The organism is Streptomyces subrutilus (genome assembly GCF_001746425.1).
GTDB classification, from domain to species: domain Bacteria; phylum Actinomycetota; class Actinomycetes; order Streptomycetales; family Streptomycetaceae; genus Streptomyces; species Streptomyces subrutilus_A.
In genome coordinates, this window is record NZ_MEHK01000001.1 from 1,792,060 (window position 1) to 1,818,998 (window position 26,939).

General features: G+C 74.0%; 26 protein-coding genes. 13 read left to right on the forward strand and 13 right to left on the reverse strand.

All coding sequences use genetic code 11. The features are described from left to right. Window positions 1-50 precede the first annotated feature (50 nt). The 7 genes from BGK67_RS09090 to BGK67_RS09120 all read left to right on the forward strand — a co-directional run bounded on the left by BGK67_RS09090 (window position 51) and on the right by BGK67_RS09120 (window position 5,106). Window positions 51-584, forward strand: coding sequence for an NUDIX domain-containing protein (locus tag BGK67_RS09090; RefSeq protein ID WP_432215428.1), 534 nt, complete (start codon window positions 51-53; stop codon window positions 582-584). Next, the gene (locus tag BGK67_RS09095; RefSeq protein WP_069919600.1) at window positions 581-979 is read left to right on the forward strand and encodes a YidH family protein; all 399 of its coding nucleotides are present in this window, start codon (window positions 581-583) and stop codon (window positions 977-979) included. Before BGK67_RS09090 ends, BGK67_RS09095 begins: the two co-directional genes overlap by 4 nt. Continuing rightward, window positions 976-1,299: a DUF202 domain-containing protein gene (locus tag BGK67_RS09100; RefSeq protein WP_244291178.1), complete on the forward strand. Its 324-nt coding sequence runs from the start codon at window positions 976-978 to the stop codon at window positions 1,297-1,299. Before BGK67_RS09095 ends, BGK67_RS09100 begins: the two co-directional genes overlap by 4 nt. Window positions 1,300-1,416: 117 nt before the next feature. Next, the gene (locus BGK67_RS09105; protein WP_069919601.1) at window positions 1,417-1,713 is read left to right on the forward strand and encodes a hypothetical protein; all 297 of its coding nucleotides are present in this window, start codon (window positions 1,417-1,419) and stop codon (window positions 1,711-1,713) included. 103 nt (window positions 1,714-1,816) lie between these two features. Beyond that, the gene (locus BGK67_RS09110; protein WP_069919602.1) at window positions 1,817-2,728 is read left to right on the forward strand and encodes an MBL fold metallo-hydrolase; all 912 of its coding nucleotides are present in this window, start codon (window positions 1,817-1,819) and stop codon (window positions 2,726-2,728) included. Between the two features lie 110 nt (window positions 2,729-2,838). After that, window positions 2,839-3,879, forward strand: a complete 1,041-nt coding sequence (locus BGK67_RS09115) for a phosphotransferase family protein (protein ID WP_069919603.1) — start codon at window positions 2,839-2,841, stop codon at window positions 3,877-3,879. 12 nt (window positions 3,880-3,891) lie between these two features. Continuing rightward, on the forward strand, window positions 3,892-5,106 hold the full coding sequence (locus BGK67_RS09120; protein ID WP_069919604.1) for an acyl-CoA dehydrogenase family protein: 1,215 nt from the start codon (window positions 3,892-3,894) through the stop codon (window positions 5,104-5,106). A gap of 194 nt (window positions 5,107-5,300) precedes the next feature. Here BGK67_RS09120 and BGK67_RS09125 read toward each other — a convergent pair whose 3' ends face one another. From BGK67_RS09125 to BGK67_RS09135, 3 genes are read right to left on the reverse strand one after another with little or no spacing between them, the layout of a single operon-like run. Then, a complete protein-coding gene (locus BGK67_RS09125; protein WP_069923728.1) occupies window positions 5,301-5,906 on the reverse strand; it encodes a TetR/AcrR family transcriptional regulator in 606 nt (201 codons plus the stop codon). 49 nt (window positions 5,907-5,955) lie between these two features. Then, window positions 5,956-7,641, reverse strand: coding sequence for a class I adenylate-forming enzyme family protein (locus BGK67_RS09130; protein ID WP_208948668.1), 1,686 nt, complete (start codon window positions 7,639-7,641; stop codon window positions 5,956-5,958). Next, on the reverse strand, window positions 7,638-8,408 hold the full coding sequence (locus tag BGK67_RS09135) for an SDR family oxidoreductase (RefSeq protein WP_069919606.1): 771 nt from the start codon (window positions 8,406-8,408) through the stop codon (window positions 7,638-7,640). The genes BGK67_RS09130 and BGK67_RS09135 overlap by 4 nt, the downstream gene beginning before the upstream one ends. A 123-nt stretch (window positions 8,409-8,531) precedes the next feature. Between BGK67_RS09135 and BGK67_RS09140 the strand changes: the two genes are divergently transcribed. The 4 genes from BGK67_RS09140 (at window position 8,532) to BGK67_RS09155 (ending at window position 12,859) form a co-directional block, all read left to right on the forward strand. Continuing rightward, complete coding sequence (locus BGK67_RS09140) at window positions 8,532-9,842, forward strand: exo-beta-N-acetylmuramidase NamZ family protein (RefSeq protein WP_069919607.1); 1,311 nt, start codon at window positions 8,532-8,534, stop codon at window positions 9,840-9,842. Between the two features lie 88 nt (window positions 9,843-9,930). After that, window positions 9,931-11,388 carry a serine-threonine protein kinase gene (locus BGK67_RS09145; protein WP_244291179.1) on the forward strand — a complete coding sequence of 486 codons (1,458 nt, stop codon included), beginning with the start codon at window positions 9,931-9,933 and terminating at the stop codon, window positions 11,386-11,388. Window positions 11,389-11,483: 95 nt separating this feature from the next. Further along, complete coding sequence (locus tag BGK67_RS09150; protein WP_069919608.1) at window positions 11,484-12,065, forward strand: hypothetical protein; 582 nt, start codon at window positions 11,484-11,486, stop codon at window positions 12,063-12,065. 116 nt (window positions 12,066-12,181) lie between these two features. Then, the gene (locus tag BGK67_RS09155; RefSeq protein WP_069923730.1) at window positions 12,182-12,859 is read left to right on the forward strand and encodes a 3-keto-5-aminohexanoate cleavage protein; all 678 of its coding nucleotides are present in this window, start codon (window positions 12,182-12,184) and stop codon (window positions 12,857-12,859) included. 46 nt (window positions 12,860-12,905) lie between these two features. Here BGK67_RS09155 and soxR read toward each other — a convergent pair whose 3' ends face one another. Beyond that, window positions 12,906-13,349, reverse strand: a complete 444-nt coding sequence (soxR, locus tag BGK67_RS09160; protein ID WP_069919609.1) for a redox-sensitive transcriptional activator SoxR — start codon at window positions 13,347-13,349, stop codon at window positions 12,906-12,908. A 108-nt stretch (window positions 13,350-13,457) separates the two neighbouring features. Between soxR and BGK67_RS09165 the strand changes: the two genes are divergently transcribed. Continuing rightward, window positions 13,458-13,919: a MaoC family dehydratase gene (locus BGK67_RS09165; RefSeq protein WP_069919610.1), complete on the forward strand. Its 462-nt coding sequence runs from the start codon at window positions 13,458-13,460 to the stop codon at window positions 13,917-13,919. Window positions 13,920-13,968: 49 nt separating this feature from the next. Here BGK67_RS09165 and BGK67_RS09170 read toward each other — a convergent pair whose 3' ends face one another. Together BGK67_RS09170 and BGK67_RS09175 are read right to left on the reverse strand one after the other, a co-directional pair. Then, on the reverse strand, window positions 13,969-14,613 hold the full coding sequence (locus tag BGK67_RS09170; RefSeq protein WP_069919611.1) for a TetR/AcrR family transcriptional regulator: 645 nt from the start codon (window positions 14,611-14,613) through the stop codon (window positions 13,969-13,971). An 87-nt stretch (window positions 14,614-14,700) separates the two neighbouring features. Beyond that, on the reverse strand, window positions 14,701-15,852 hold the full coding sequence (locus tag BGK67_RS09175; protein WP_069919612.1) for an acyl-CoA dehydrogenase family protein: 1,152 nt from the start codon (window positions 15,850-15,852) through the stop codon (window positions 14,701-14,703). A gap of 69 nt (window positions 15,853-15,921) precedes the next feature. On the opposite strand from BGK67_RS09175, the gene BGK67_RS09180 reads away from it, so the two are divergent. Then, complete coding sequence (locus tag BGK67_RS09180; protein ID WP_069919613.1) at window positions 15,922-16,575, forward strand: TetR/AcrR family transcriptional regulator; 654 nt, start codon at window positions 15,922-15,924, stop codon at window positions 16,573-16,575. Between the two features lie 233 nt (window positions 16,576-16,808). Here the strand turns inward: BGK67_RS09180 and BGK67_RS09185 are convergent, their stop codons facing one another. The 7 genes from BGK67_RS09185 to BGK67_RS09215 all read right to left on the reverse strand — a co-directional run bounded on the left by BGK67_RS09185 (window position 16,809) and on the right by BGK67_RS09215 (window position 26,777). Beyond that, window positions 16,809-17,888: a Zn-dependent alcohol dehydrogenase gene (locus BGK67_RS09185; protein ID WP_069919614.1), complete on the reverse strand. Its 1,080-nt coding sequence runs from the start codon at window positions 17,886-17,888 to the stop codon at window positions 16,809-16,811. 119 nt (window positions 17,889-18,007) lie between these two features. Next, window positions 18,008-19,420 (reverse strand): aldehyde dehydrogenase family protein, encoded by a 1,413-nt coding sequence (locus tag BGK67_RS09190; protein ID WP_069919615.1) that lies wholly within the window; start codon window positions 19,418-19,420, stop codon window positions 18,008-18,010. 98 nt (window positions 19,421-19,518) lie between these two features. Further along, the gene (locus BGK67_RS09195) at window positions 19,519-21,006 is read right to left on the reverse strand and encodes a CitMHS family transporter (protein ID WP_069919616.1); all 1,488 of its coding nucleotides are present in this window, start codon (window positions 21,004-21,006) and stop codon (window positions 19,519-19,521) included. Between the two features lie 73 nt (window positions 21,007-21,079). After that, the gene (locus BGK67_RS09200) at window positions 21,080-23,398 is read right to left on the reverse strand and encodes a molybdopterin-dependent oxidoreductase (RefSeq protein ID WP_069919617.1); all 2,319 of its coding nucleotides are present in this window, start codon (window positions 23,396-23,398) and stop codon (window positions 21,080-21,082) included. 158 nt (window positions 23,399-23,556) lie between these two features. Continuing rightward, window positions 23,557-24,177, reverse strand: a complete 621-nt coding sequence (locus tag BGK67_RS09205) for a TetR/AcrR family transcriptional regulator (protein WP_069923731.1) — start codon at window positions 24,175-24,177, stop codon at window positions 23,557-23,559. 34 nt (window positions 24,178-24,211) lie between these two features. Next, window positions 24,212-25,603, reverse strand: coding sequence for a hypothetical protein (locus BGK67_RS09210; protein ID WP_208948856.1), 1,392 nt, complete (start codon window positions 25,601-25,603; stop codon window positions 24,212-24,214). A 343-nt stretch (window positions 25,604-25,946) separates the two neighbouring features. Beyond that, the gene (locus tag BGK67_RS09215) at window positions 25,947-26,777 is read right to left on the reverse strand and encodes a cupredoxin domain-containing protein (protein ID WP_069923732.1); all 831 of its coding nucleotides are present in this window, start codon (window positions 26,775-26,777) and stop codon (window positions 25,947-25,949) included. Window positions 26,778-26,939 lie beyond the last annotated feature (162 nt).

Here is a 26,939-nt window from a genome sequence, read left to right on the forward strand (position 1 = left end):
GGGGCAGATCCTTGGCTACGGAGCGGTAACCAGTCAACAGCGGTGGTTGGATGAAGCGTGTGAGTGCCGCTGATGAAGTACTGGACGTGGTGGACCGGGACGACCGGGTCGTCGGGCAGGCCCCGCGGGGCGAGGTGTACGCGCGGGGGCTGATCCACCGCTGCGTGTTCGTACAGGCCGCGGACGCCCGGGGGCGGATCTTCGTGCACCGGCGCACGGCCTCGAAGCTGGTGTTCCCCTCGCACTACGACATGTTCGTGGGCGGGGTGCTGGGCGCCGGGGAGAGCTATGCGCGGGCCGCGCTGCGGGAGGCCGAGGAGGAGCTCGGGGTGAGCGGGCTGCCGCGGCCGGAGCCGCTGTTCAAGTTCCTGTACGAGGGCGCGGGCGGGGCCTGGTGGTCGTACGTGCACGAGGTGCGGTGCGAGCTGCCGGTGGCTCCGCAGGAGTCGGAGGTGGACTGGCACACCTACCTCTCGCCCGAGGAGCTGGACCGGCGCGTCGCGGGCGGGGAGTGGGCCTGGGTGCCGGACGGGCTGGAGGCGTACCGGCGGCTGCGGGAGTTCCGCCGTAGATTGCCCCTGTGATCGACTTCGTCAAAGACGTCCGCCTCTGGTTCGCGCCGCAGGGCCTCCAGGACGAGGGTGAGACCCCCGACTACCGCTTCTCGCTGGCCAACGAGCGGACCTTCCTCGCCTGGATCCGGACCGCGCTGGCCCTGGTGGGCGGCGGTTTCGCCGTCGACCAGTTCCTGCCGGACCTGCGGTGGGGGGTGCGGGCCGGGATGGCCTTCGCGCTGCTGGCGGTGGGGGCGGCGTGCGCGCTGCGGGCGGTGAACCACTGGGTGCGGTGCGAGCGGGCGATGCGGCGGGGCGAGGACCTCCCGCTGTCGCGGTTCCCGGTGGTGCTGAGTCTGGGGGTCGGGCTGGTCGCGGTGGCGATGGTGGTGCTTGTGGCGCTGGGCTGGACGTCGGGGCGGTGAGCCCGTCCCTGGACGGTGAGGCGCGCGACGCGGGGCTGCAGCCCGAACGGACCCGGCTCGCGTGGCGGCGTACGACGCTGGCCTCCTCCGTGGTGGCGGTACTGGCGCTGCGGCAGGCGCTGCGCGGGTCCGGCCGGCCGGTGGAGGTGGCCGGGGCGGCGGTGGCCGCGCTGGTCTGGCTGGCGTTCCTGGGGGTGGCGCACCGGCGGATCCGGGAGCTGGCGGTCGGCCGGCCGCCGGGGCTGGCGCCGCGGGCGGCTCTGGGGGTGGTGGCCTGCACGCTGGCGCTGGCCGTGTTCGCGACGGCCGTGATCATCTGAGCCGGTGGTCGGGTGGTCCGGTTTCCGCACCATCGGATGATCCAGCTTTTCCGCGCCATCCGGACACCCATCGGACAGAACGGGCGATACCGGATGATCCGCACTAGCCTCGACCCCATGACCACCCAGCACCTGGAACACCCGACGCACACCCACACCCACGGCCCCGACTGCGGGCACCAGGCCGTCTCGCACGGCGACCACGTCGACTACGCGCACGACGGACACCTGCACCGGGAGCACTCGGGGCACTGGGACGAGTGCGAGAGCGGCGCTCACACCACCCATGACGGCCACACCCACGTGCACGGCTCGGACTGCGGGCACGAGGCGGTCCGGCACGGCGACCACGTGGACTACGTCCACGACGGACACCGGCACGCCGAGCACGACGGGCACTACGACGACCACTGAGGCGCGCGGCCGCTGACCGAAAACGCGTCACCCGCCCTCCCCCGGCGCCGCGACGGCTGGCAGGATGCCGAGCGCCCGTCAAAGCGACCCGGGGAGAGCGCGGATGACCGCCGACAAGCCGTACCTCGTGCAGCCCGCAGCGGGGGTGTACGCCTACGTCCAGCCCGACGGCGGCTGGTGCCTCAACAACGCCGGGTTCGTCAGCGACGGCGGCCGGACGCTGCTCGTCGACACCGCCGCCACCGAGCGGCGCGCCCTGGCCCTGCGCGAGGCGGTCACGGCCACCGGCGCGCCGCTCCCCCGCACGGTGGTGAACACCCACCACCACGGCGACCACACCTACGGCAACGGCGTGTTCGCGCCCCAGGCCCTGGTCCTCGGGCACGACAACGCGCGCGCCGAGCAGCTCGCCGCCGGGCACCAGCTCGAGATGATCTGGCCCTCGACCGACTTCGGCGCGATCGAGATCACCGCGCCCGACCTCACCTACAGCGACCGGTTGACCCTGCACGTCGGCGACACGCAGGTGCGGGTCCTCCACCCGGGCGTGGCGCACACCACCGGCGACTCGGTCGTGTGGCTGCCCCGGCAGCGGGTGGTGTTCACCGGTGACCTGGTCTTCGCCGGGGGCACGCCCTTCCTCGCGATGGGCTCCCTGGCGGGCTCGCTGCGGGCGCTGGAGCTGCTGCGCTCCCTGGACGCCGAGACCGTCGTACCGGGACACGGGCCGCTGACCGACGCGTCGGCCTACGACGCCACCGAGCGCTACCTGCGGTACGTGGCCGAACTGGCCCGGGAGGGGCGGGCGGCGGGGCTGACCCCGCTGGAGACGGCCCGGCGGGCCGATCTCGGGGAGTTCGCGGCGTGGCGGGAGAGCGAGCGGCTGGTGGCGAACCTGCACCGGGCGTACGCGGAACTGGCCGGAGAACCGGAGGGGGTACCCCTGGACATCCCGGGGGTGTTGCAGGACATGACGGTGATGAACGGCGGGACCCCGCTCCTCTGCCATGCCTGAACGGGCCCGGAGCAGTTCTTTCGGCCCGCGCCCTGGACTACATACCGACTGGTCGGCATGATGTCCCTCAGTGAATTGTCACCGTCGAACTCCGTACGGAGGTGCCACCCATGACCCCAGCCCCGGACGATCCGCGAGGCCTCGACCTGGAACGGCTGCGCGGCCATCTCGACGCCGCGCGGCCCGGGCTCGTGGCCGGGGCGCTGTCCGCCCGGCTGATCGAAGGGGGCCGGTCGAACCTCACGTACGAGGTCACCGACGGCTCCGGACGCTGGGTGGTGCGCCGGCCCCCGCTCGGCCACGTCCTGGACACGGCGCACGACATGCGGCGCGAGCACCGGGTGATCGCCGCCCTGCACGGAACGGCCGTACCGGTGCCCGAGCCGGTGCTGCTGTGCGAGGACGAGTCCGTGCTGGGGGCGCCGTTCTACGTCATGGAGTACGTGGAGGGGGTGCCCTACCGCACGGCGCGGGAGCTCGCCGGGATCGGCCCCGAGCGCACCCGGCGCGCGGTGCTCGGCCTGGTCGACACCCTGGTGGACCTGCACGCGGTGGACCCCGCGGCCGTCGGGCTGGGCGATTTCGGCCGCCCCGAGGGCTTCCTGGACCGGCAGCTGCGCCGCTGGGGCAAGCAGCTCGCCGCCTCCCGGGGGCGGGAGCTCGCCGGGATCGACGAACTGCACGGCGCGCTCGGCCGGACGCTGCCCGCCTCCCCCGCGCCGACGGTGGTGCACGGGGACTTCCGGCTGGACAACGTACTGATCGGCGGCCCGGACGACAGGATCCGGGCGGTGCTGGACTGGGAGATGTCCACGCTGGGCGATCCGCTCACCGACCTCGGGCTGCTGGTGATGTACAGCTCGGACCTGGGCCTGACCGCGTCCCCGGTCAGCACCACCAGCGCGGCCGCGGGGCATCCGACCCCCGCCGAGCTGGTCGAGCGCTACGCGGCCCGCTCCGGGCGGGACACCGGTGCGATCGCCTGGTACACGGCGTTCGCCTGGTTCAAGCTGGCGGTGATCCTCGAGGGGATCCACTACCGCTACACGCTCGGGCAGACCGTCGGCGCGGGCTTCGACCGGATCGGCGAGCTGGTCCCGGTCTTCATCGAGCACGGTCTGACCACCCTCCAGGAACTTTACGAAGGCTGAGGCACACAACCGATGGACTTCGCATTCGACGCCCGGACCGAGGAACTCCGCGAACGGCTGCTCGCGTTCATGGAGGAGTACGTCTACCCGGCGGAGGCCGTCGCCGCCGAGCAGCGCGCACGGCTGGCCTCGCCTTGGGACACCCCGGCCGTCTTCGGTGAACTGAAGGCCGAGGCACGCCGCCAGGGGCTGTGGAACCTCTTCCTGCCGGACGCCGCGTACGGCGCCGGGCTGACCAACCTCCAGTACGCCCCGCTCGCCGAGATCACCGGCCGCAGCCCGCACCTGGCCCCGATGGCGACCAACTGCGCGGCCCCGGACACGGGGAACATGGAGCTGCTCGCGCAGTTCGGCACCGAGGAGCACAAGAAGCAGTGGCTGGAGCCCCTGCTGGCCGGGGAGATCCGCTCCGCGTTCGCGATGACCGAGCCGGAGGTGGCGTCCTCGGACGCGACCAACATCGAGACGCGGATCGAGCGCGCGGGTGACGAGTACGTGGTCACCGGGCGCAAGTGGTTCATCTCCGGGGCGATGAACCCGGACTGCAGGGTCTTCATCGTGATGGGCAAGACCGACCCGGACGGCGCCGATCCGCGCCGCCAGCAGTCGATGATCCTGGTGCCGCGCGACACCCCGGGGGTCGAGGTGCGCCGGGCGATGACCGTGTACGGGTACGAGGACCACGACCACGGCGGGCACGCCGAGGTGGTCTTCGACGGGGCGCGGGTCCCGGCGGCGAACCTGATCGGCGAGGAGGGCACCGGCTTCGCCATCGCCCAGGCGCGGCTCGGGCCGGGCCGCATCCACCACTGCATGCGGCTGATCGGCATGGCGGAGCGGGCGATCGAGCTGATGTGCCGGCGCGCCGTGGAACGGACCGCCTTCGGCAAGCCGCTGGCCGCGCAGGGGGTCGTACAGAACTGGATCGCGGACGCCCGGGTGACGGTGGAGCAGCTGCGGCTGCTGGTCCTTAAGACGGCCTGGCTGATGGACACGGCCGGGAACCGGGGCGCCCACACCGAGATCCAGGCCATCAAGATCGCGACCCCGCGGGCGGTGGTGCGGATCCTGGACGACGCGGTGCAGCTGTACGGCGCTGGCGGTGTGAGCCAGGACTTCCCGCTCGCCGAGCTGTGGGCGGCGGCGCGCACGCTGAGGCTGGCAGACGGCCCGGACGAGGTCCACCAGCGCTCGCTGGCACGGCGCGAGCTCAAGCGGTACATGTAGCGGCGGGGCCTCGCCGGCGCGGACTTCGGGCACCGGCCCCCTGGGGCCGGTGCCTCCGGAGACGTGGACCTCAGGGAAGGCACGGCTTCGGGACTTCGGGCCCCCGCGGGTGGACCTTCGGTGGTCCAGACCTATCGGGGAGCCCGATACACCGAGGAGACCTGGGGCCGCAAGGTCCTCCCGCCGGGCTGCGCTCAGGGCCGCAGCGCCCGCAGCAGCAGGTCGGCGAGGTGGTCGGCGACCTGCTGCGGGGTGAGCGGCCCGTCCGCGCGGTACCAGGTCGACAGGTGGTGCACGGACCCGAAGTGGTAGTCCACCACCAGGTCGGCGGGGGTGGCGGTGGAGAACACGCCGCTGCGCTGGCCCTCCTCGACCAGCGCGCGGAAGCGCTCGTGGTAGCGCCGGCGCTCCGCCCGCACCTGCTTGAACTTCTCCGGGCTGAGCTGGTGCATCGACCGGAAGAAGATCATCGCGTCGTCGAGGTTCTCGATGGTCGTGACCACCACGTCTGCGGCGGCCGCCCGCAGCCGGTCCTCGACCGGTGCGTCGGATGCGGCCACGGCGTCGAGCCGCTGCTGCTGGCGGCGCAGCATCCGCGCGTACACCTCGTGCAGCAGGTCGTCCTTGGACCCGAAGTAGTGGTAGAGCGCGCCCTTGGTTACCCCGGCCGCCTCCACGATCTCCTGTACGGAGGTGCGGTCGTAGCCGCGCTCGGCGAACAACCGGGTGGCGACGGCCAGCAGCCGCTGCGGCACCGGGGCCTCGTGCGTGCCTTCGGGTTCCGTGGTCCTGGCAGCCATGGCGCCGACCTTCCCTTTCGATTCCAGCTGTACGACCATCCGACTGTTTTCAGCCGCGGTCGCGCAGTTCCCGTCGAAGGATCTTGCCACTGGTGGTCTTCGGCAGAACAGGCAGGATCTCCACCTGGCGCGGGTACTTGTAGGCGGCGATGCGCTCGGCGCAGTAGGCCGACAGCTCGGCCGGCTCCGCGCGGGCACCGGGGCGGAGGCTGACGTAGGCCTTCACGCTCTCCCCGCGGTAGGGGTCCGGGACGCCGACCACGGCCGCCTCGCGGACCGCCGGGTGGGTGTAGAGCACGTCCTCGACCTCGCGCGGCCAGACCTTGAAGCCGGAGGCGTTGATCATGTCCTTCTTGCGGTCGACGACGTAGAGCCAGCCGTCCGGGTCCATGAAACCGACGTCTCCCGTGCGCAGTTCGCCGTCCGGAAAGGACCGGGCGGTGTCGGCGGGCAGGCCCCAGTAGCCGGGGACGACCTGGGGGCCGCGGACGGCTATCTCGCCGGTCTCGCCGAAGGGCACCTCGCCGCCCTGCTCGTCGAGGATCCGTACGACGGTGTCGGCGCCGGGGAGCCCCACGGAGAGGGTGCCGGAGGCCTGGTCGACGGGGGCTTCGAGGTGCGCGGGGACGCTGGCGCAGGGGGCGGTGCACTCGGTGAGGCCGTAGCCGTTGCGCAGGTAGAAGCCGAAGGCGCCGCGCAGCCGCTCGACGAGCGCGGGCGGCAGCGGGGCTCCGCCCGAGGAGATCACCTGGAACGAGGCGAAGTGGTCCCGGGTGGCCTCCGGACGGGCGGCCAGGGCCATGAAGGCGGTGGCCGGGCCGACGGTGTAGGCGGGCCGGTGCTCGAGGAAGGCGTCCAGCACGACCCCGGCGTCGAAGCGGTGGGCGAGGACGAGGGTGCCCGCGTTGGCGAAACAGGCGGCGAGCTCGCAGACCATGCCGGTGATGTGGAACAGGGGCGCGAGGGCGAAGTAGGCGGCGCCCTCGGGGAGCGGGTGGGCGGTGACCTGGCGGACGGCGTTGTACGTGAGGGCGCCGTGCGGGTTCATCGCGCCCTTGGGGGCGCCGCTGGTGCCGGAGGTATAGCTGATGAGGGCGGTGTCCGCGGCGGTGAGCTGCGGGTCGTCCGGCGCGGGCCGCCCGCCGCGGGCCACGGCGTGGAGGTCGCCGACGTGGGGAGCCGCTGGGGGCGGGGCGCCAGCGTCCGCCGGGGCGGGCGGGGCCGTCGCGGAGTCGAGGACCCGCGGGTCGTCGCGGGTCTGGAAGTCCAGGTCGGAGGCGGTCAGGACGGTCCGTACGGCCGTCCCGCCGGCGGCCTCGCGGAGGTACGCCGACCAGGCGCGGCCGTCGCAGACCAGCGCGGCGGCCCCGGAGTCGCGCAGGATGTGCCCGACCTCCCCGGCCTTGTACATGGGGTTGAGCGGGACCACGACGGCCCCGGCCTTCCAGGCGGCGAGGACGGCCAGCACGAAGTGCGGCGTGTTCTGCAGCATGACGGCGACCCGGTCCCCGCGGCCGATGCCGCGCTCCGCGAGGTGGCCGGCCACCGAGTCGGAGAGCGCGTCGGCCTCGGCGTAAGGGGTGCGGCCGTCGAAGTAGGCGAGCGCGGTCCGCTCGGGGGCCCGGGCCACGGCCTCGCGGAAGGCGTGCAGCACGGTCGGCGGCGGGGTGACGGGCGCCCGCTGGGCCGGGCTGAGCAGCCCGAGCCACGGCTTGGCGGCGTACGGGGAGCTCACGGGGTCTCCCACTTGCGCTGGAGGTGGTTCATGCCGCTCAGCCAGCGGTCCGGGTCGGTGGCGCGGGCGGCGTAGAAGTCCGCGACCTCGGGGTGCGGGAGGATCAAGAACCGGCCCTTCTCCATGCCGTCGAACAGTGCGTCAGCGACCGCTTCCGGCTCGATCGCGGTCGGCGCGAGCACGAGCTCGCCCGCCGATCCCGCGGCCGTCAGCATGTCGGTGCGCACGCCCTGCGGGCAGATGGCGTGGACGTGGACCCCGCGGTGGCGGTAGGTCAGCGAGAGCCATTCGGCGAAGGCGAGCGCACCGTGCTTGGTGACACTGTACGGCGCCGCCCCGATCATGGTCAGCAGTCCGGCGGCGGAGACGGTGGACACGAAGCGGCCGCTCCCCCGGTCGAGCCAGTCCGGCAGGAGCAGCCGGGCGGCGCGGACGTGCGCCATGACGTTGGTGTCCCAGGCCGCCTCCCAGACGGCCTCGTCGGCGAACGCGTCGCCGCCGGAGGCCAGTCCGGCGTTGGCGCAGTAGACGTCGATCCGCCCGCCGAGGGCCTCCCCGGCCTCGGCCACGATCGCCGACGCGTCACCGGGGACGGGGACCGCGCGGGCACCGATCGCGCCCGCCACCGCCGCCGCCTTGGCCGGGTCGAGGTCGTTGACGGCCACCGTTGCGCCCTCGGCGGCGAAGCGGTGGGCGAGGGCGGCGCCGATCCCGCCGCCGGCGCCGGTGACGACGACTCGCTGGTCCTGGTACGCGTACGCGCTCACGGGAATCACCTTTCGGGGGAAGGACGGCCGCGGTCCGACGGGCTGCGGGGAGGCCGGGGATCGTGGGCAGACTAACCAGTCGGTATGTCGGGGCGGAAGGGGGTTGCGCCCTACGTTGGCCGGATGACTCTCTCGCGACGCGGGGTGCTGGGACTGGCGGGGGCCATGGGGGCGGCAGGGGCCGTGGGGCCGGCCGGGGCTGCCGCGGCTGTGGGGGCGGCTCAGGCGACGGGCCCGGCCCAGGCGGCCGGCGGCGCGGCCGCTCCCCGGGCGGGGCAGGTGCGGACGGGCTTCGAGTGCCTGGCCGCCGACGGATACGCCGTGCTCGCCGGGCAGAAGGTCGGGGTGGTCACCAACCCCACCGGGATCACCGCCGACGCCCGCCACCTGGTCGACGTCCTGCACGCGGACGAACGGGTGGACCTGGTCGCGGTGTTCGGCCCGGAGCACGGGTTCCGCGGGACGGCGCAGGCGGGCGGCTCCGAGGGAGCCTCCCGCGACCCGGCGACCGGGCTGCCCGTGTACGACACGTACGACAAGAGCGGGCAGCGGCTCGCGGACGTGTTCACGGCGGCCGGGATCGACACCGTCGTCTTCGACATCCAGGACGTCGGGGCGCGCTTCTACACCTACATCTGGACGCTCTACGACTGCATGCGCGCGGCCGCCCTCGCCGGCAAGGCGGTGGTCGTCCTGGACCGGCCCAACCCGGTGGGGGGCCGGCGGGCCGCCGGGCCGGTGCTGGAGCCGGCGTACGCGAGCTTCGTGGGCCGGGAGCCGATCGCGCTCGCGCACGGGATGACGGCGGCGGAGCTGGCCCTGCTCTTCAACGGCGAGTTCCTGTCCCGGCTGCCCGAGAAGCCGGTCAGGCTGCGGACGGTGGCGATGACGGGGTGGACACGGGGGACGCTCTTCGGGGAGACCGGGCTGCCCTGGGTGCCGCCCAGCCCCAACATGCCGACCCCGGACACGGCCCTCGCGTACGCCGGCGCCTGTCTGTTCGAGGGGACGAACCTGTCCGAGGGGCGCGGGACGACCACCCCCTTCGAGGTGCTGGGCGCCGAGGGAATCGACCGGCGGTGGGCGGAGGCGGCGAACGCGCTGGACCTGCCCGGGGTGTGGTTCCGCGAGGCCTACTTCACGCCGTCCTTCTCCAAGCACGTGGGGAAGGTGTGCGGCGGGGTCCGGTTGATCGTGCACGACCGGGAGGCCTTCGATCCGGTGCGGGCCGGGATCGGGCTGCTGGTCACGGCCCGGCGGTCGTGGAGCGGCTTCGCCTGGCGCACGGACCACTGGATCGACAGGCTGACGGGCTCGGACCGGGTGCGGAAGCTGGTGGACGCGGGGGCCGGGGTGGAGGAGATCGCCGGTGACTGGGCCGCGGGGCTGGCCCGGTTCGAGGCGGTGCGCGGGGAATACCTGCTCTACGGCTGAGCCGGGGGGGGGTGCCGGGGGCCTGGCCGGGTAGGGGTACCCGCAGGATGGTGGATCCACCGGCGCGGGGCGTGGAGGGGGACGGGACATGGCGGACATCGGGGCCGGAGTCGGGATCGGGACGGACACCGAGGCCGGCATCGGGGCGGGGGCCGGAGTCGGGATCGGGGCGCGAGTCGGGGCAGGGAGCGGGGCCGCGGCCGGCATCGTGGCCGGCGTCGGGGTCGCGCCGTACGCCGAGCTGACCTTCGACTCCGAGGGCGACGTGGACCTGGGCTCGGTCGCGGCGGTGGCCCGGATCGACGCCACGGACCTGCTGGTCTTCGCGCACGGCTGGAACAGCGACCGCTCCACGGCGACCCGGCTCTACGAACGGTTTTTCGCCCCTTTCCCGGGGCTGGTGGGGCCGGAGACACGGCTGGGGTACGTGGGCGTCGTATGGCCCTCGATGCGCTTCTCCGACGAGCCGATACCGGACTTCGAGGACCGGGACGTGCTCGCGGAGCCCGGCTCCGGGACGGCACTGGACCCCGGGACCCGGCGGGCGCTCGGGGAGTTCTGGCCCGGGCGGGAGGCGGAGCTGGACCGGGTGGCCGAACTGCTGGCGGAGCAGCCGGAGTCGGAGGCGGCGTTCATCGAGTTCGGGGCCCTCGTACGGGAGCTCGCCGGGGTGGACGTGGTCGACGTGATCGACGGAATGGACACGGCGGACACGGCGGACACCGCGGAGATCGCCGACACGGCCGACGCGGTGGCCGCGGTGACGGCCGCGCCCGTACCGGCCGTTTTCGCGGAGGACGTCCTGGAGGTCTGCCGGGAGCTGACCGAGGCGCTGGCCGCGGCGGGCGCGCCGGGCGGGCAGGACCCCGCGCTCGGCGGCGGGCTGCGCCCGCTGTGGAACGGCGCGAAGGAGCTGCTGCGGCAGGCCGCGTACTACAAGATGAAGAAGCGGGCGGGTGTGGTCGGCGAGCGCGGCCTCGGCCCGGTGCTGGCGGAGCTGGGGCGTCAGCGGCCCGGCCTGCGGATCCATCTGATCGGGCACAGCTTCGGGGCGCGGCTGGTGTCGTTCTCGCTGCGTGCCGTACCGGACGGCGCCCGGCACGTCGGATCGCTGACCCTGCTCCAAGGCGCCTTCTCCCACTACGTGTTCGCCGACCGGCTGCCGCACGACAGGAACCGCGGCGGCGCCCTGGGCGGCCTCCACCGCAAGGTCGACGGACCGGTGGTGGCCTGCCATTCCCCGCACGACACCTCCCTGCGGGTGTTCTATCCGCTGGCCTCCCGGATGGCGGGCGATTCGGCCGGAGTGCTGGGCCTCGACGAACGCTGGGGCGCGATCGGACACGACGGGGTGCGGGCCGTACCGGGCACGCCCCGGCTGACCCTGGACACGGCCCTGCGCGAGGGAGTGCCGGCGGCGGGCTGCGTCAGTGTGGACGCGGGCTCGGTGGTGCGGCGGGGCGGCGCTCCCTCGGGGGCGCACAGCGACATCTGCCATGCGGAACTGGCCCGGCTGGTGGTTGCCGCGGGGCGCATGGGGCGCTGACTTCCGGCCATGTGCCACCCGCACGCCTCGACCGCCCCCGCATGCGCCCGGCACCCACAGGGCATGTTGGGCACATCGGCGGAGGTGAAGGTGTGATGGCAGGATTCCGGAGTCTGGCCTACCAAGTGCGTGACGCACGCAACGACCGGGCCCTGCGGCGCCACTCCCTGCGCCGCTGCCTGGAGCGGTTCGCTCCCTACGGGCACCGGGCCACGTGGTGGCACCTGTGCGACCGGCACGGGATCGCCCCCGAGGACCGGGGGGCCGACCCCCTGCGGCTGGTCGCCGCGCTCGAGGAGCTGGAGGAGGCGCGGGCGGTCTGGCTGGAGTACGAGCGCCAGTTCGCGGAACGGCGGCGGCGGGAGAAACACCACGGGCTGCGGCGGCCGGAGTGGGCCTGGGGCGGGAGCGGCGACGCGGTGGTGCGGTGCGCGGATCCCGGCGTGCGGCCGGAGGGCGCCCTCGGCGAGGTGCTGCGGCGGCTGGTGAAGGCGCTGGAGTCGGAGCCGGGGACGGGGTGCCCGGTCTGCGGCGAGGAGGAGCTGCGGTGGCCGGCCGTGCCCGCGGTCGGCGGCTGGGAGCAGGCGTGGGCCTGGGACGGTCCGGTGTGCGCGGGCTGCGGGATCGTGGTGCCCAGACCGGCGCTGGCGGACACCCCGACGGCAGGGGCGGCGTGAGACCCGCGGCGGCTCGGCACGCGTCGGCGGCTCCCCCGGGAGCCCGGTCCGCGGCCGGCGCGCCGGCGGTGTCGCTGAACGGCGGCCGGAGCGCCGCCGAAGGGGCGGTCGTGCCGATGACGCCGCGGGACCTGGCGGAGGCGGCGTCGGCGGCGGTCGCCGCGGGGGCCGGGGAGGTACTGGTGAGCCCGCGGACCCCGTGCGGGCGCCGGAGCCTGTCGCCCCGGGTGGTCGGGCCGGTGCTGGAGGCGCTGCGCGGCGCGGGGGTACGCGTACCGCTGTCGGTGCCGGTGAGCGTGGCGGCCGAACCCGCTCCGGCGGGGCGGCTGGAGCGGGTCCGGTCCTGGACCGTGCTGCCGGACCGGGCGGAGGTGTGCTTCGCGGAGCCCGGGGCCGCGGAGTTGGCGCAGGCGCTGCTGGACCGGGGGGTCGCGGTGGACGCGTTGGTTGCGCTGGGCGGGCCGGCCGGGCCCGAGCCGATGGCGCGGTTCCTGGCCTGGCCGGTGCGGACGCCCGGGCGCGTGCGGCTGGTGGCGGAGCTCGCCGCGGCGGACCCGGCGCTGGTGGCCGGGTTGCGCGGGCTGCCGCCGGTGGCGGTGGTGCTGTACGGGCGGGAGGCCGCCGCCTGGCCGGTGCTGCGGCTGGCCGCGCGGTGCGGCACGGGCACCCGGACCGGCGTGGGCGATGTGCTGCACCTGCCGGACGGGCGGCCGGCGCGGTCGAACGCCGAACTGGTGGCGGCCGCCCGGGAGCAGCTGGCGCTGCACGCGCCGGGTACCGCCGCGAGCCGGTGATCCGTTCGCCGGATTACAGCCGCGAGCCGGTGATCCGTTCGCCGGATTACAGCCGCGAGCCGGTGATCCGTTCGCCGAAGACGTCGCCCGGGTTGGACAGCGCGCAGGTCTCCAGGGAGAGGCAGCCGCAGCCGATGCAGTCGGTCAGGTGGTCGCGCAGCCGCCCGAGCTGGCTGATCCGCTGGTCGAGCTCCGTGCGCCAGGCCGCGGAGAGCCGGGCCCAGTCCTCGCGGGTGGGGGTGCGCTCCTCGGGGAGTTGGGCCAGTGCGTCGCGGATGCTGGCGAGCGGGATGCCGACGCGCTGTGCGGCGCGTACGAAGGCCACCCGGCGCAGCGCGTCACGGGTGTAGCGGCGCTGATTGCCGGAGGTGCGGCGGCTGCTGATCAGGCCCTTGGACTCGTAGAAGTGGAGCGCCGAGACGGCGGCTCCGCTTCGGGCGGACAGCTGACCGACGGTGAGTTCATGGATTTTCTCGGGAATCTGCGGCACCCGGTCGAGGGTAGTCGGCGGTCCGTTGACATACACATACGGTCCCAGCATGCTGAGCAAGCGCTTGTTCGCCCCGGCGCATCCGTGAGTGAGAGGCAGGAGCAGGGCATGGCCGAGCCGAGGATCTTCACGTCCGCCGAGGAGCTGCACGCCGGGACGGGCGAGCCGCTCGGGCCCAGCGGGTGGCTGGAGGTGGACCAGAAGCGGATCGACCTCTTCGCGGACGCCACGGGCGACCACCAGTGGATCCATGTGGACCCGGAGCGGGCCGCGGCCGGGCCCTTCGGCACCACGATCGCGCACGGCTATCTGACCCTGTCCCTGCTGCCGAGCCTGGTGCCGCAGATCATGCGGGTCGAGGGCATGAAGATGGGCATCAACTACGGGGCCAACAAGGTGCGTTTCCCGGCGCCGGTGCCGGTCGGCTCACGGCTGCGTGCGACCGCCGTGATCACGGAGGTCACGGAGGCCGGGGGCGGCGTGCAGGTCGCGGCCACCGTCACGGTGGAGCGCGAGGGCGGGGACAAGCCCGTGTGCGTGGCCGAGTCGGTGTCGCGCTACTACTTCTGAGCGGTTCCGGGCGGGCCGCGGGGAGCCGGCCCCCGGCCCTGCCTCGGGCCTACGTGCCGGGCTGGACCTCGTGGGGCCGCGCGCCCACCATCCGGAGCACGAGGTCGGCGTAGAGCGCGCCGACCTCGTCGGGCGTGCGGGGCCCGGACACGCTGAACCAGCGGGCCACGTCGATGCAGAGCGACAGCACGGCGAGGGTGGTGCCGGGCACGTCGGGGACGTCGAACTCCCCGGCCTCGACGCCGTCGGCGAGGATGCGGCGTACGGCGGCGTCGCTCTGGCGGCGCAGTGCCACGATCTCGGAGCGGTGCTCCGGAGCCAGAGCGTCGAGCTCGTACTGGACCACGCGCGCGGTGGTGTGGTGCGCGGCGTGCCAGCGTACGAAGGACCGCACCGCGGCGTCGAGGCGCTCGGCGGCGCCGCCGGGGGCGTCGGCCGCGGTGGTGAGGATCTCCAGGGCCTTGTCGTGGCCGATCCGGCTGATCCGGTGGAGCAGCTCTTCCTTGGTCTTGTAGTGGATGTAGAGCGCGGCAGGGCTCATCCCGGCGCGGCCCGCGATGTCACGTGTGGTGGTCGCGTGGTACCCGCGCTCCGCGAAGGCCTCGACGGCCGCGATGAGCAGCCGCCGTGCCGCGTCGGGGGTGACCTCGGACCACGGCTGGTAGCCGCCGGCCGTCTCCGCCGCGCTGTCCATCGCTCACTCACCTCTTCGCCGTATGGGAAGTGACACCTTACCGGAGGGTGAGCAAGCGCTTAGCGGGCACGCGCGACGCGCGCCCGCTCAGAAGGCGGAGACTCCCGTGCGAGCGCGGCCGATGAGCAGCTTCTGGATCTGGCTGGTGCCCTCGTAGAGGGTCATCACCCGGGCGTCGCGCAGCAGCTTCCCGGCCGGGTACTCGTCTATGTATCCGTAACCGCCGTGCACCTGGAGGGCGTTGCTCGCGGCGCGGACGGCGGCCTCGGAGGCGAAGAGCTTCGCGGTGGAGGACTCGGTGGCGAAGGGCTGCCCGCGGTCGATCAGGTCCGCCACCCGCCAGGTCAGCAGCCGGGCGGCGTCCACGTCGACCGAGATGTCGGCGATCAGCTCCTGGACCAGCTGGTGGTGGGCGATCGGCTTGCCGAACTGCTCGCGCTGGGAGGCGTACGAGACGGCCGCGTCCAGGGCCGCCTGGGCGATGCCGACGCAGCCGGCGGCGACCGACATCCGACCCTTGGCCAGCGCGGACATGGCGACCGAGAAGCCCTTGCCCTCGGGGCCGAGCAGGGCGGAGGCCGGGACGCGGACCCCGTCGAGGGCCAGCTCGGCGGTGGCCTGGCCGCGCAGGCCGAGCTTCCCGTGGATCTCGCGGCGGGTGAGGCCGGGGGTGTCGGTGGGGACGAGGAAGGCGGAGACCCCGCGGTGGCCGGGCTCGTCGCCGGTGCGGGCGAACAGCAGCACGACGTCGGCCCAGGTGCCGTTGGTGATGAACATCTTGCTGCCGCTGAGGACGTACGAGTCCCCCTCCCGCACGGCGCGGGTGGTGAGGCTTCCGGCGTCGGAGCCGGTACCGGGCTCGGTCAGGCCGAAGCAGCCGAGCGCGTCCCCCGAGCACAGGCGGGGCAGCCAGGCGCGCTTCTGCTCCTCGGTGCCCCAGGCCGCGATGGTCTTGGCGACCAGGCCGAGGGAGACGGAGACGATGCCGCGCACGGCGGAGTCCCCGCGGCCGAGCTCCTCGGTGACCAGGACGTACGCGAGGTGGTCGCCCCCGGAGCCGCCGTACTCCTCGGGGACGGTCAGGCCGAGGAAGCCGAGCGCGCCGAGCTTCTTCACGATGCCCCGGTCCACGCTCTCGGCGCGGTCCCACGCGGCGGCGTACGGGGCCACCTCGCGCTCGGTGAACTCGCGGGCGAGCCGGCGTACGGCGCTCTGCTCCTCGCTCAGCTCCAGGTTCACCGGGCACCTCCGGGCGACTCGTCCGGGCCTTTAACTAGCACCGGTAGTTTATGGCGGGCAGGCCCTACTATGTGGCGCATGGCCAGACCGCGCAAGCCCCTTCTCAGCAGAGCCCGCATCGTCGAGGCGGCGGGTGCCCTGGTGGACGCGGAGGGCCTGGAGGCGGTGTCGACGCGACGGCTGGCGGCAGCGCTCGGCGTCAGCGGGCCGTCCCTGTACAACCACTTCCGCACGAAGGACGAGATCCTGGACGCGGTGGCGGACGCGGTGAGCGCCCGGGTCGACTTGTCGATGTTCGAGGCGGGGCGCCTGGACTGGCGGGGCGCCCTGCACGCCTGGGCCCACTCGTACCGCGACGCCCTGTCCGACCATCCGAACATCGTCCCGGTGCTGGCACGGGGCCCGGGGCGCCGGCCGGCGGGCCTGCGGCTGGCGGACGCCGTCTTCGGCGCGATGACGGAGGCCGGCTGGCCCCCGGCCCAGGCGACCCGGATCGGCGCGCTGATGCGGTACTTCATCCTGGGCTCGGCGATGGCTTCGTTCGCCCGGGGCTTCGTGGACGACGAGACGGCCTACGACCCGGCGGACTACCCCCACCTGGGCCAGGCCCATCTGCTGGCCGAGCACCAGCACGAGGTGGACGAGGGCGCCTTCGCGACGGGCCTGGCCGCCCTGTTGGACGGACTGGCCCTCCAGTACGAGGCGCTGCGCGACACCGTGTGACCGACCGGGCGCACCCGCCCGACCCGGTGGCGCCCCCGGCACAGGCGGAGGCGCTGCGGGGGCCGGGGCGGGGGCTTGGGCGAAGGCCCGGGCGGAGGTTGGGCAAGGCCCGGGCGGGGGCTTGGGCGAAGGCCCGGGCGGGGAGCGCCGCAGGGGCGGCCGGTGGGACACCACGGAGGCGGCCGGCAGGGGGCGGCTGGGGCCGGGCCGCCCGCACCGAACCGCGCCGCGGGCTAGAAGACGACGAGCGAACGGCCGCCCTTGCCCGCCAGCATGGCGTCGAAGGCCGCCGGGATGCCGTCGAGGGTGATGCGGTCGGTGACGAGGGCCCCGAGGTCGAGGCGGCCCTCGCGGACGTGTCCGGCGATGACCGGGAGGTCCCGGGCGGGGTCGCTGTTGCCGTAGACGCAGCCGGTGAGGGTGCGGGCGAAGTGGAAGATCTCCAGGGCGTTGAAGGTGACCTGCTGGTCCTTCCCGCCGATCCCGACCACCGTGGTCCGCCCGCCCCGGCGGGTGGACTCCCAGGCCGCGCGGATGGTCTGCGCCCGGCCGACGCACTCGACGGCGACGTCCGCGCCCTGGCCGCCGGTCAGGGCTCGGATCTGCTTGGCGGTGGCGTCGGAGGCGAGCACGAACTCGGTGGCTCCCGCGGCCCGCGCCAGTTCCTCCTTGGCGGGAGAGACGTCGACGGCCACGATCGGGCCAGCCTGGGCGATCCGGGCCGCCTGGAGTGCGGCCAGGCCGACCCCGCCGACTCCGAACACGGCCACCGACTCGCCCGGGCGGACCTGGGCGCTGTGGTGCACCGCGCCGTAGCCGGTGAGCACCGCACAGCCGAGCAGGGCGGCCTCGGCGAGCGGGATCCCGGCGGGCGCGGGCAGCACGCAGTTGGCCGCGACCACGGTTTCCTCGGCGAACGCGGCCACGTTCAGCCCCGGGTGCAGCTCGGTGCCCTGCTCGTCGTGCGCGTAGACGGCCCCGACGCCCGTGAGCGCCTGCGCGCAGAGCCAGACCTCGCCGATGGAGCAGTGGTGGCACTGCCCGCAGGACGGGGCCCAGTTGAGCACCACCCCGTCGCCGGGGGCGACGTGGGTCACGCCCTCCCCGACGGCGAGGACCGTACCCGCGCCCTCGTGGCCGAGGACGGCGGGGACGGGCACCCGCATGGTGCCGTTGGTGAGGGAGAGGTCGGAGTGACAGACCCCGGCTGCGGTGAGCCGGACCCTGACCTGCCCGGGGCCGGGATCGGGCAGGACGATCTCCCGTATCTCGAGCGGGGCTCCGACGGCGGGCAGGATGGCGGCGCGGACCATGGTCGTCTTCTCCGGATCGGGGCGGCTCGGAACGGTGGGGAACGGTCGAGAACGGACAGTCGGGAACGGACAGGCGGGACGGACAGCCGGAAACGGACGGCCCAGGTGGCCCGGACGGCTCAGAACTGCAGGGATTTGGTCTGGAGGTACTCCGTCAGGCCGTGCGGGCCCAGTTCGCGGCCGACGCCCGACTGCTTGTAGCCGCCGAACGGCGCGAGCACGTTGAAGCGGCCGCCGTTGATGTCCACCTGTCCGGTGTCCATGCGGCGGGCGAAGGCCACGGCCGTCTCCTCGTCCGCGGCCCAGACCGCGCCGCCCAGGCCGTAGACGGTGCCGTTGGCGATGCGCAGGGCGTCCTCCTCGTCCTCGTAGGCCAGGATCGACAGCACGGGGCCGAAGATCTCCTCCTGGGCGATGGTCATGTCGGGGGTGACATCGGCGAACACGGTGGGGGCCACGAAGTACCCCCGCTCGCTGGGTGCGTCGGGACCGCCGGCGACGAGGCGAGCGCCTTCCTCGATGCCCTTGGCGATGAACCCGCGCACGCGCTCGTGCTGCTTGGCGTTGATGACCGGGCCCAGGCGGGTGGCCGGGTCGGTCGGGTCGCCCGCGGGGTAGTTGGCGACGGCGGCGGCCGCGAGCGAGACGGCCTCCTCGTACTGGTCCCGGTGGACGAGCATGCGGGTGAGCGCGTTGCAGCTCTGGCCGGTGTTGTTCATGACATGCCCCACGCCGGTGGCGACGGCCTTGGCGAGGTCCGCCCCCGGCAGGATGACATTGGCCGATTTTCCGCCCAGCTCGAGGGCGACCCGCTTGATGGCGGCGCCGGCGGTGGCACCGATCTGCCGGCCGACGGCGGTCGAGCCGGTGAAGGAGACGAGGTCGACTCCCTCGTGCGCGGCCAGGGCCTGCCCGGCGACCGGACCGGTACCGGTCACCAGGTTGAAGACTCCGGCTGGGATCCCCGCCTCGTGCACGGCTTCGGCGAAGAGCTGTGCGGTCAGCGGGGTGTCCTCGGCCGGCTTGAGGACGAGGGTGCAGCCGGCGGCGAGAGCGGGCGCCACCTTCGCAACGACCTGGTGCAGGGGATAGTTCCAGGGCGTGATGGCCCCGACCACACCGACCGGCTCCAGCAGCACGGTGGAGTTCCCCAGCCGCTCCTCGAAGGAGTACGAGGCCCCCAGTTCGGCGTACGAGGAGGCCACCGCGAGCGGCGCCCCGACGTGGACCATCTCCGAGAAGCCGAGCGGGGAGCCGAGCTCCGCGGTGATGGTCTCGGCGATCTCGCCCTTGCGGGCCGCGAGGGCGTCGCGGAGGGCGCCGATCAGCGCCGCCCGCTCGGCCGGAGCCGTGGCCGCCCAGCCGGGGAAGGCCGCGCGGGCCGCCCGTACGGCGGCGTCCACGTCCTCGGCGGTGCCGGCCGGCACCGCGGCGATGACCGTCTCGTCGGCCGGGTTGACGACCTCGATCCGGTCGCGTCCGGCGGCGGGCCGCCACGCGCCGCCGATGTACATCCCGTCGTGGGCCTTCATGGCATTCCTCCCGAGCACGCACGAGCGCGTAGACCTGACCTCGCGGACACCCTACAAACTAGCGCCGGTAGTTTTAGGCGCGCCAGGGGGGACCGGGATCAGATGATGCCGAAAAGCATCCCCGCCGCGAGCACCACCAGAGAGGTCAGAGCCGCCCATTTCACGGTGAATCGGGTGTGGTCGCCGAACTCGACATTGGCCATGCCGACGAGGACGTAGACGGCCGGAACCAGCGGGCTCGACATGTGCAGCGCCTGTCCGACCAAGGAGGCGCGGGCGATTTCGAGCGGCGAGACCCCGTGGGCGGCGCCGGCCTCGGCGAGGACGGGCAGCACGCCGAAGTAGAAGCCGTCGTTGGACATGAAGTACGTCAGCGGCAGGCTGAGCAGGCCGGTGACCAGTGCCATGTGCGGGCCCATGCCCTCGGGGATGGCGCCGACGAGCCAGTCGGCCATGTGCTTGACCATGCCGGTGCCGGAGAGGACGCCCGTGAAGACGGCGGCGGCGAAGACCATGCCGGCGACGTTCAGGACGTTCTCGGCGTGGGCGGCGATCCGCGCCTTCTGGTCGGGCATGTTCGGGTAGTTCACGGTGAGGGCGAGGGCGGCGCCGAGCAGGAACAGCACCGGGATGGGCAGCAGCTCCATGATCATCGCCGTGAGCAGGGCGACGGTGAGCCCGGCGTTGAACCAGTAGAGGCGCGGGCGCAGGGTGGCGCGGTGCGGGTCGAGGCCTTGGAATCCGTCCTCGGCCGCTTCGGGGGCGGCCGGGGCGGGGGCGGCCGGGTCCGGGGCCGGGGGCTCGGTGCCGCCGGTCGCGGTGGACGTCGTACCGCCGCCCCCGGCCGGACCCTCCTCGCGGTTGTCGGCGGAGCCGCCCGCACCGGCGGTGACCAGCGCGGAAGCGGTCTGCGGGGCATGCTCGACCACGGTGGCCGCGGACGGGACGGCCTCGTCCTCCGGCATGGCCAGGCGGCCGACCCGGCGGCGCTCCTTCACGCCGAGGACGTAGGCCAGCAGGAACACGAAGACCAGGCCCATCGCGAGGGCCGGGATCATCGGGACGAAGATGTCGCCGGCGTCGAGCTTGAGGGCGGTCGCGGCGCGGGCCGTGGGGCCGCCCCAGGGCAGGGTGTTCATGACGCCGTTGGCGGTGGCCGCGACGCCGGTCATGACCACCAGGCTCAGGCCGAGCCGTTTGTACAGCGGGTACATCGCCGAGACGGTGATCATGAAGGTGGTGGACCCGTCGCCGTCGAGCGAGACGATCGCCGCCAGGACGGCGGTGCCGACGACCACGCGCATCGGGTCTGCCTTGCAGAAGCGCAGGATGCCGCGCACGATCGGGTCGAACAGGCCGACGTCGATCATCACGCCGAAGTAGACGATGGCGAACATCAGCATGGCGGCGGTCGGGGCGAGTTTGCCGACGCCGTCGATGACGTAGTCGCCGAGGTGGGCGCCCTTGCCTGCGAACACGCAGAAGAGCGCGGGGATGAGGACGAGCGCCGCGATGGGCGACATTTTCTTCAGCATGATCAGGACCAGGAAGGTCGCGATCATGGTGAAGCCGAGGATGGTCAGCATGCTGGGAACGTAGGTGCCTCCTCCTTGCGCCAACAAGACGCCAACGCGTGAGCAATACGAGCAAAACCCCAGCTCAGGGCAGGGGCGTCAGGACGACGGGGAAGCCGTTGAGCACCGCCGTGCCCGAGAGCGGGTCGAGCCGGGTGCCGTCGAGCAGCTGGTTGACGTTGGCTCCGGGCGTGGCCGCGGCCACCGAGAGCCGGGTCCCGGCGCGGTCGTGGCCCCAGCCGTGCGGGAGGCTCACCACTCCGGTGCGCAGGGTGTCGGTGATCTCCACGGGAACGTCCAGGCTGCCGCCGTCGGCGGTGATCCGGGCCCGGCCCCCGTCCGTGAGCCCCAGCCGGTCCGCGTCCTGCGGGTGGACCTGGAGAGTGCACCGGTTGGAACCTCCGGTGAGTGCGGGGACGTTGTGCATCCAGCTGTTGTTGGACCGCAGATGGCGGCGGCCCACGAGCACCAGGGCTGCGGGGCGGTCGGCGAGCGCCGTGCGCAGCCGGGGGAGCTCGGCCGCGATCGGGTCCGGGAGCAGCTCGATCCTGCCGCTGCGGGTCTTCAGCACGCCCGGGAGCCGGGGCTCCAGCGGTCCCAGGTCGATCCCGTGCGGCTCCGCGAGCAGCCGCTCCAGGCTGAGCCCCGGCACGGCGACGCCGGCGTCCGGCCCGGCGGCGGCACGGTCGACACGGCCGTCGGCACCGCCGTCGGCAGCGGTATTGGGGGGGGGCTCGGCTGCGGCGGCGCCGAACCTGTCTCCGTACGGCCCGAGTCGGAGCAGCAGGTCGAGCCGACGCTCGGGGCCGCTCCCGCCCGTGAGCAGGCCCGCGAGGCGCGCCGGGTCCTGCCCGTGGAGCGGGGAGTGCGGAGCGGCGGTCTCCTTGGCCAGCGTGGCCTGGATGGCCAGTTCGTCGACGCCGGCCGGGTCGGCGGCGCCGTGCAGGCCCGAGACGGCGAGGATCAGGCGCGAGTGGATCTCGCACTCGTCCATCCGCCCCTCCTCGAGCGGGACGGCGGCGGGCGAGTACCGGGCCTGGTTGTGCACGGCGAACCCGTTGAACGCGAAGTCGAAGTGCCCGCTCTGGGAAGGCGGCGGCGGGGGCAGCACGACGTGGGCGTGGCGCGAGGTCTCGTTCAGGTACGGGTCGACGGAGACCATGAAGTCGAGCCCGGCCAGCGCCCGGTCGAGCCGGTCGCCGTCGGGTGCGGACAGGACGGGGTTGGCGGCGATGGCGAGCAGCACCCGGATCCGCCCCTCCCCCTCGGTCTCGATCTCCTCGGCGAGCGCGGCGGTGGGGAGTTCGCCCTTGGCCTCGGGGTGACCGCTGACGCGGCTCGCCCAGCGGCCCAGGGCGAACCCCTTGCCGGGGCCGGGGGGCCTCGGCGCGGGAGCCGTCGCGGAGAGCGGGAAGAGGGCTCCGCCCGGCCGGTCGAGGTTGCCGGTGAGGATGTTCAGTACGTCGACCAGCCAGCTGGCGAGGGTGCCGTACTCGACGGTGCAGCTGCCGATCCGTGCGTAGACGGCAGCGGTGGGCGCGGCCGCGAGGTCGCGGGCGAGGGTGCGGATCTCGGCGGCCGTGAGGTCGCAGGCGGGTGCTACGGCCTCAGGAGTGAAACTCCCGAGCGCGGTGGCGAGTTCCCCGATCCCCTCGGTGCTCTCCTCCAGCGCGCCGGGGGCCGCGAGCTTCTCCTCGATCAGCGTGTGCGCGAGCGCGGCGAGCAGCAGTGCGTCGCTGCCGGGGCGCGGCGCGAGGTGGCGGTCGGCCAGCTTGGCGGTGCGCGTACGGCGCGGGTCGACGACGACGAGGGTGCCGCCGCGGGCGCGCAGGGCCTTGAGCCGGCCGGGGAAGTCGGGGGCGGTGCACAGCGAGCCGTTGGACTCCACCGGGTTGGCTCCGAGGAGCAGCAGGAAGTCGGTGCGGTCGAGGTCCGGGACCGGAATGGCGAAGGGGTCGCCGAAGAGCAGTCCGCTGGAGACGTGCTTGGGCATCTGGTCGAGCGTGCTGGCGGTGAAGAGGTTGCGGGTCCCGATGGCCTTGAGGAGCAGCGGCGGGTAGAGGGCGCCGGCCATGGTGTGGACGTTGGGGTTGCCGAGGACCAGGCCGACCGCCTGGGGCCCGTACTCCCGGACCATGGCGGGGACGGCGGCGGCGATGGCGTCGAAGGCCTCCTCCCAGGTGGCCTCCTGGAGCCGGCCGTCGCGGCGGACGAGGGGGGTGCGCAGCCGGTCCGGATCGGAATCGAGTGCTCCGAAGGCGGCGCCCTTGGGGCAGATGAAACCGCGGCTGAAGACGTCCTCGCGGTCACCGCGGGCGCCGGTGACGGCGGCGCCCTCGATGGTGAGCGTGAGGCCGCAGGTGGCTTCGCACAGGGGGCAGATGCGCAGGGCGGTGCGGGGCATGGGCCCTCCAAGGGCGGCAGGCTGCGGCACGGGCACGCGGGCGAACCGAGCATACCGACCGGTTGGGACGGAGGGGAGGGGTCTGGGGGCTCCGGTCGTGGCGAGGGGGTGGGGGTGAGAGGGTGGGGCAGCCTGGTCAGGGATCGCGGGGCCGGGGGTCAGTCCAGCACGCGGGCCAGGTAGGCGTGCATCATCGCGCGGGTTTCGGCGACGATGCCGGGATCGCCTGCCGGGTCGGTCCGGAAGGCCAGTTGGATCAGCGCGTCCGTGGCCTCGACGGCGACGAGGACGGCTCGTCGCAGCGTGGCGTCGGGGGTCAGCCCGAGGTGTGCGCAGAGCAGTTCGGTCAGGCGGGCGGCGACCAGGTCGTTGGGGTCGACCTCGGGGCCCTCGGGCGGCGGGGCGGGCACGCCGAAGTCGACGAGGGCGAAGCCGGGCACGCTCCGCTTCATGACGAGGTACTCGTCCAGGACGGCGTCGACGACGGGCCGCCAGTGGGTGGCCGGAAGGGCCGCGAGCCGGTCCGCGATGCCGTCGGCGTAGCGGTCGAGGTTGCGGTGGGCGAGGGCGATGGCCATGGCCCGCTTGTTGCCGAAGAAGCGGTAGACCGAACCGATCGGCACGCCGGCGCGCTGGGCGACGGCGCGGGTGCTGAGGTTCTCGTACCCGGTCTCGTCAAGCAGTTCGGCGCAGGCGTCGAGGATCCGGGCGAGCCGGTCGGCGCTGCGCTGCTGGACCGGGGCGCGGCGCAGGGAGTGGGCGGGAGACACGGGGTCCATCATGCCGGTCCTCGCTTCCGTGTCGAGCGCGGGCTCAGTTCAGCAGGAGGCTCAGCCCGCCGATCGTGTACGCGATCATCAGCGCGAGCAGCGGCAACTGGCCGGCCACCGCCTTCACGGGCGGAAAGAGGCGTACGGACCGGTCGTGGGCCGCGACGACGCCGAGCACGTGGCCGGTGACGACGGCGACGACCTGGAGGGCGGCGAGGCCGCCCGGACCCAGGGGCGGGGCGGGGTCGGGGGCGTTGTCAGTGCCGAGTGCCATGCTTACTGTGCGTGGTCCTTCGGTTACCAGAAGGGAGAAGTAGTGGGCGACGAGATAGCCGAGTGCGATCGGCACGAGTGAGTGCGCGAAGGCGGTGAGCGGGCGGGGGTGCGGGCCGCTGACCAGTCGGGTGGCCGCCGCGCACAGGCAGTACAGGGTGGCGACGAGGGTGATGGAAGCGAGCAGTCCGAGTGTGGCCGTGGGGGTGCGGCCGAGGGGGGAGGTCTGGAGGACGTTGATCCAGGAGGGGTTGTCGGAGAAGCCGTCGTAGGCGGTGGAGCCGAGCAGGACGCAGACGGTGGCGACGAGTCCGGGCCGCTCGGGTGTCGCGTCGAGTCCGTGGAAGGGGTTGCGCAGAACCAGCCGGCCGTCGTTGCGACGACCGAGGGGGGAGAGGCGGGCCAGGAGGGCGGAGTACACCTCGAAGGCGTCCGCGTCGTCGAACCAGCGCTCGCCGAAGCGGGCGGCGAGCAGCAGGTGGACGGCGGCGTAGGCGGCGAGGGCGATGAGGAGGGTGGTGGTGGATGCCGGATCGGGAGCGACGAGTTCGAGCCAGGTGAAGGCGAACAGCCCGGCTGCGGCGGGCCATTGGCCGAGCCGGGCGGGGAGGACGGGGAGCGGACGGTCGGGGTCGCGGCGGCGGTGGCGGGCCCGGGTGAGCAGGCGGTGCAGGGTGCGCAGCGGGTTGATCAGGCGCCAGACCGGGCCGAGGAGAAGGGAGGCGGGGACGAGTCCCACCCAGAAGAGGACGTAGACGGCGCCGGGAGCTGGGTTGCGTGCGGGGTCGTCGGGACCGAGGAGGAGGTGCAGGAGGACGGCGAGGGCGGCGGCGAGGCCGAGTCCGCGCAGGGCGGTGCGGGTGGCGGGTGCGTCGGCGGCCCGCTGGAGCGCGGCGGGCAGCGCGCGGCCCGAGCGGTCGCCGCGGAATCGGGAGGTGGACCAGAGCAGGCCCAGCGCGAGGAAGGAGACGAACAGCGCGGTGAAGGCACCGGCGAAGGCGTAGAAGGGAGAGATCGGCAGATCGTGCTGGGACCCGATCCCGTGCGCGAACGTGGTGAGCGGATCGCCGGCCCGGTACGGGACCACGCCCGAGCCGGCCCCACCACCACAGGCCCCCGAAACGGAGCCTGGCACCGAGCCCTGGACCCCGGGGGTCACCATCGCCCCACGACCCGGAGCCCGGTCCGGGTGGCGGGCTGGAGCCTGGCCCGGAGCCGGGGCTGGGGCCCTTGCCGGAGCCTGGCCCGGGGCCCGGGCTGGGGTCTGGCCTGAGGTCCGGTCCGGAGCGCGGTCCGAAGCGCGGTCCGAAGCCTGGCGCGGGGCCCGGTCCGGGGCCCGGGCCGGGGCCTGGCCTCGCCCGGGTCCCAGGTGGGCGCGCCGGGCTTGCGTCCGGGGGCCCGGTCGTAGCCAGGGCAGGGCTGGGCGCCCCTGGCCGCTCCCCCGCCGGGGGCGGTCCGGGCGGGCACGGCATGGGCCCGTGAGGTCGGCATCGGTATCGGCGGGGTCATCGGACGAGGAGCTGGGTCAGGACGAGGGCGGACTCGTGGGTCTCGACCTCGAAGAGGCCCGTACGGTCGACCGTCAGGACCAGGGTGGCCTCCTTGCCTGCGGGCAGAGCGAGTTCCTTGTCGTAGCCGTGGACGTGCAGGGTGTCCACGCGGTCGCTGGTGACGCGCAGGGCGACCCGTTCGCCGCGCTTCAGCTCGGTGCGGGCGGGAGCGGGGCTGACCTTGCCGTCCCGGACGGTGATGGTGACCGTCCGGTCCGCCTGCTCCTGCGGGGTGCTGCCGTGCTCGTGGCCACCGGGCCGGCCCGGGGCGGCCTCGGCGGTGAGCGGGGTCGTGCCCTCGACCGGCTTGCCGGACACCGCCCAGGCGGTGTGGTCGTCGGCGTACAGGCGGACGGTCAGGGTGTGCGTGCCCTCGGGGACCTGCGCGGCGGGCAGGTGGAACCAGGGGCCGTACAGCCGGGCCAGCTTGCGGCCGTCGAGCTCCAGGTGGGCGTGGCCCGCGCCCGGGAGGGCGGCGCCACCGGCACTGTCGGGGGTGAAGCGGAAGTTCTTCACCGTCAGTTGGAGGTTCCAGCCGTCCTCCGAGTCCGGGCGGGCGGTGAGCCGCACCTCCGGCGCGCCCTCCGCCGGGACCTCGCGGAGCCGGTGGCCGGCGCCGTCGTCGGCGGTGAGCAGGGTGCCCGTGTTCCCGGAGGCCTGCTCGTGGGTGGTGCCGGGCTTGTGGTGGGTGGTGGCCCGCCCACCACAGCCCGTCGCCACCGCGCAGACGAGCAGCAGAACCAGCGCGAGCACCGCCGGGCCCCGGCCGGGGCGGGCAGTCCCTATCGGCCTCCCGCCGCCCGCCCGCGCAGCACCGGTCTGCCTACCGCAGGCTGGGCGGGCCGCCGCGCCCGCCTGCCCCGAAGCAGGGCGGGTCGGCACGGCTGGCCGCCCGGCGCCAGGGCGGGCAGGCCCGATCGGCCTCCCCGAGGTGGGGTGGGCCGCCGC

What these genes read in the sequence shown, in the direction of transcription:
- BGK67_RS09140 (WP_069919607.1), top strand. Translation starts at nt 8,532, where the DNA reads ATGACTCTCTCGCGACGCGGGGTGCTGGGACTGGCGGGGGCCATGGGG.
- BGK67_RS09200 (WP_069919617.1), bottom strand. Translation starts at nt 23,398, where the DNA reads ATGCCCCGCACCGCCCTGCGCATCTGCCCCCTGTGCGAAGCCACCTGC.
- BGK67_RS09155 (WP_069923730.1), top strand. Translation starts at nt 12,182, where the DNA reads ATGACGCCGCGGGACCTGGCGGAGGCGGCGTCGGCGGCGGTCGCCGCG.
- BGK67_RS09090 (WP_432215428.1), top strand. Translation starts at nt 51, where the DNA reads ATGAAGCGTGTGAGTGCCGCTGATGAAGTACTGGACGTGGTGGACCGG.
- BGK67_RS09145 (WP_244291179.1), top strand. Translation starts at nt 9,931, where the DNA reads ATGGCGGACATCGGGGCCGGAGTCGGGATCGGGACGGACACCGAGGCC.
- BGK67_RS09125 (WP_069923728.1), bottom strand. Translation starts at nt 5,906, where the DNA reads ATGGCTGCCAGGACCACGGAACCCGAAGGCACGCACGAGGCCCCGGTG.
- BGK67_RS09190 (WP_069919615.1), bottom strand. Translation starts at nt 19,420, where the DNA reads ATGAAGGCCCACGACGGGATGTACATCGGCGGCGCGTGGCGGCCCGCC.
- BGK67_RS09105 (WP_069919601.1), top strand. Translation starts at nt 1,417, where the DNA reads ATGACCACCCAGCACCTGGAACACCCGACGCACACCCACACCCACGGC.
- BGK67_RS09150 (WP_069919608.1), top strand. Translation starts at nt 11,484, where the DNA reads ATGGCAGGATTCCGGAGTCTGGCCTACCAAGTGCGTGACGCACGCAAC.
- BGK67_RS09165 (WP_069919610.1), top strand. Translation starts at nt 13,458, where the DNA reads ATGGCCGAGCCGAGGATCTTCACGTCCGCCGAGGAGCTGCACGCCGGG.
- BGK67_RS09195 (WP_069919616.1), bottom strand. Translation starts at nt 21,006, where the DNA reads ATGCTGACCATCCTCGGCTTCACCATGATCGCGACCTTCCTGGTCCTG.
- BGK67_RS09185 (WP_069919614.1), bottom strand. Translation starts at nt 17,888, where the DNA reads ATGGTCCGCGCCGCCATCCTGCCCGCCGTCGGAGCCCCGCTCGAGATA.
- BGK67_RS09110 (WP_069919602.1), top strand. Translation starts at nt 1,817, where the DNA reads ATGACCGCCGACAAGCCGTACCTCGTGCAGCCCGCAGCGGGGGTGTAC.
- BGK67_RS09205 (WP_069923731.1), bottom strand. Translation starts at nt 24,177, where the DNA reads ATGGACCCCGTGTCTCCCGCCCACTCCCTGCGCCGCGCCCCGGTCCAG.
- BGK67_RS09115 (WP_069919603.1), top strand. Translation starts at nt 2,839, where the DNA reads ATGACCCCAGCCCCGGACGATCCGCGAGGCCTCGACCTGGAACGGCTG.
- BGK67_RS09170 (WP_069919611.1), bottom strand. Translation starts at nt 14,613, where the DNA reads ATGGACAGCGCGGCGGAGACGGCCGGCGGCTACCAGCCGTGGTCCGAG.
- BGK67_RS09180 (WP_069919613.1), top strand. Translation starts at nt 15,922, where the DNA reads ATGTGGCGCATGGCCAGACCGCGCAAGCCCCTTCTCAGCAGAGCCCGC.
- BGK67_RS09210 (WP_208948856.1), bottom strand. Translation starts at nt 25,603, where the DNA reads ATGGTGACCCCCGGGGTCCAGGGCTCGGTGCCAGGCTCCGTTTCGGGG.
- BGK67_RS09120 (WP_069919604.1), top strand. Translation starts at nt 3,892, where the DNA reads ATGGACTTCGCATTCGACGCCCGGACCGAGGAACTCCGCGAACGGCTG.